Source organism: Acidovorax sp. KPB24-03, assembly GCF_057546605.1.
This window is the reverse complement of sequence record NZ_BAAJYR010000404.1, coordinates 1-3,141: the sequence shown is the minus strand read 5'-3', so window position 1 is coordinate 3,141 and position 3,141 is coordinate 1. Positions and strand designations below refer to the sequence as shown.

Below are 3,141 nucleotides of genomic sequence, written 5' to 3'. Positions count from 1 at the left end.
CTATGCCGCGCTGCTGCACGACGACCACCTGCGCGCGGCCTACGTGAACGTGGGCGAGCGCGGCGACACGCGGACCTTCGAGCAGCCCGACATCGTGGCCCTGCGCGACCAGCTGGTGGACGGCATCCTGCACGACTTCGAACGCATCGCTGCCGGTGCCGCCATGCCGGCGCTGGGCGAGGGCGCCGTGTGCGACTACTGCGCTGCGCGCGGCCTGTGCCGCAAGGATTTCTGGGCATGAAGAACGCACCATGACGCTGGCCGCCTACGAACACAACGGCCGTCCGGCCACGCGCGAGGCGTTCTATGCGATTGCCTGCGATCCGGACCGCAGCGTGGCGGTGGAAGCCTGCGCGGGCGCGGGCAAGACCTGGATGCTCGTCTCCCGCATGCTGCGCGCCTTGCTGGACGGGTGCGCGCCGCACGAAATCCTGGCCATCACGTTCACGCGCAAGGCCGCGGGCGAGATGCGCCAGCGCCTGCAGGAATGGCTGGAAGAGTTTGCCCAGGCCGAGCCTGAGCGCCTGGCCCTGGAACTGGTCGCCCGCGGCATCCCGCCCGATCGCGCGCTGGAAAAGCGCGTGCTGCTGCAGACGCTGTACCGCTCGATGCTCGAATCCGGGCGGCCGGTGCAGATCCGCACCTTCCACAGCTGGTTCGCCGCGCTGCTGGGCACGGCGCCGCTGGCGGTGCTGCACGCACGCGGGCTGCCCGGCAACTACGAGTTGCTGGAGGACGACGCCGAGGCCGTGCGCCAGGTCTGGCCGCCGTTCCTGCAGCAGGTGGCCGACGATGCCGCGCTGCATGCCGACTACCTAGCGGCGGTGGCCTTGCACGGGCGGTCGCAGACGCACAAGGCCCTGGGCGCGGCGCTGTCCAAGCGCATCGAGTTCGAACTGGCGGACGCGGCCGGCGTGATCGACGCCTCGGTCCCGCCGTTCCATGCGCACTTCCCCGACCTGCAGGGGCTGGACAGCCCGGCCCATGCGCTGGAGGGCGATGCGGCGCGCGCCCGCTGGCTGGCCCGCGCCAGTGCCCTGGGCACCGAATCCAACAAGACGCCGCAAAAGGCGGCCGACGCAGTGGTCGATGCCTTCGCGTGCGAGGACCTGCACGAGCGCCTGGAGCGCTTGCGCCGCGCCTTCTTCGTGGCCAAGGAAGACCGGCTCAGCAAAAACCTGGAGAAGTTCGCCGTGGCGCAGGAAGCCGAGGCCGAGCTGCAGCGCCTGTGCCTGGCACGCCGCCAGCACGAGGCTTGGGGCCACCACCACCGCATGGCCCGGCTCACGCGCGCCCTGGTGGCTGCATTCGCTGCCCTCAAGCGCGATCGCGGCTGGGTGGACATGAACGATGTCGAACGCACGGCGCTCGTCATGCTGTCCGACCCGGTGCTGAGCGGATGGGTGCAGGAGCGGCTGGATGCGCGGGTGCGGCATCTGCTCGTGGACGAGTTCCAGGACACCAACCCGCTGCAGTGGCAGGCGCTGCACGCCTGGCTGTCGGGCTATGTGGGCGCGGGCGGAGGGCGTGCGCCCAGCGTGTTCATCGTGGGCGATCCCAAGCAGAGCATCTACCGCTTTCGGCGTGCCGAGCCGCAGGTGTTCCTCGCCGCGCAGGCCTTCGTGCGCCAAGGCCTGGGCGCGACCTGCTGAGCTGCGACCACACGCGCCGCAATGCGACGGGCGTGATCGAGGCGGTCAACCACGTCATGCAGGCCGCGCAGGGCCAGGGGGAATACGCCGGCTTTCGCGACCACACCACCGAGTCCACCGACCCGGGAATGCGGCTGCGCCTGCCCGCGATCACTGCGCCCGATGATGGCGCGGGCCCTGCCTTCGACCCCATGGCGTGGCGCGACAGCCTCACGCAGCCGCGGCACGAGGCCGAGGAAACCCTGCGCATGCGCGAATGCACGCAGGCCGCCCGCTGGGTGGCCGGGCGCATCGCCGACGGCGTGCCGCCGCGCGAGGTGATGGTGCTCGCCCGCAAGCGCGACCGGCTGGCCGCCATGCAGGACGCGCTGCGCGACCTGCACCTGCCCTGCGTGCAGCCCGAAAAAGCTGAATTGGCCGAGGCGCCCGAGGTGCAGGACGTGGTGGCGTTGCTGGATGCGCTGGTCTCGCCGGGCCACGACCTGTCGCTGGCCCGCGCGCTGCGCTCGCCGCTGTTCGGGGTGGGCGACGACACGCTCGTGCGGCTGGCGCTGTGGCGGCGCCAGCCGGAGAACCTCGAATGCAGCTGGCTCGATTTGCTATTAAAAAGTGAGCATGATGCCCTAGACTTTATTGCCCTGGGGGTCGATTTGGCTCTGTACAAGGGTTGGTTCGACGCATTGCCGCCCCACGACGCGCTGCAGGCCTTCTACACCCACCGCGACGTGCTGGCCCGCTATGCCGCTGCCGCGCCCGCCACCCAGCGCGCCAGCGTGCTCGCCAACCTGCGCGCACTGCTGTCGGCCGCGCTGCAGATCGACGGCGGGCGCTACCTCACGCCCTACGCCTTCGTCCGGGCGATGAAGCGCGCCGGCCAGCGCGCGCCGGGCCGGGTGGACGCGCAGGCGGTGCGCCTGCTCACCGTGCACGGCGCCAAGGGCCTGGAAGCGCACAGCGTGCTGCTGCTGGACACCGACACCCGCCTGCAAAAGGCCGAGACCATGGGCGTGCTGGTGGACTGGCCGGGTGAAGAGCCGCTGCCGCGCCGCTTCGTCTTCCTCGCCAGCGAAAGCAACCCGCCGCCCAGCGCGGTGGACATGCTCGCCGCCGAACAGGCCGAGCGGCAGCGCGAAGAACTCAACACCCTGTACGTGGCCATGACGCGGGCCAAGCACTGCCTGGCGGTCTCGTCGGTACAGCCCTCGTCCTCGGCGCCCGGCAGCTGGTGGAACCGGCTGGCGCCCCTGTTGCAGGATGAGGACGAGAACGTTTTGGCCGAACCTGCCGGCGAAGCCTCGTCGCAAAACGATGGGCGGGCGCAGGACCATGCCTTGCTGGCCGAACTGCCGGCCTGGTCGCCGCCGCCGAAGCCGGAGCCCGATGGCCCGGCCGTGCCGGCGGTGGCCGTGTCCACCCCGGCATCGCGCCAGGGCGAGGCCATGCACCAGTTGCTGGAGCAGGCCGCCATGGCCACCGCCAGCGGGGCCCG

Annotated in this window: 1 protein-coding gene and 1 pseudogene; both read left to right on the top strand. The window is 71.1% G+C overall.

Annotated features, from left to right (window positions below):
• Nucleotides 1-241: hypothetical protein (locus AC27KI_RS21680; RefSeq protein WP_487091079.1), on the top strand; the 241-nt coding region annotated here is incomplete at its 5' end.
• Between the two features lie 10 nt (nucleotides 242-251).
• Nucleotides 252-3,141: pseudogene (locus tag AC27KI_RS21675) on the top strand (UvrD-helicase domain-containing protein); the annotation flags it as partial.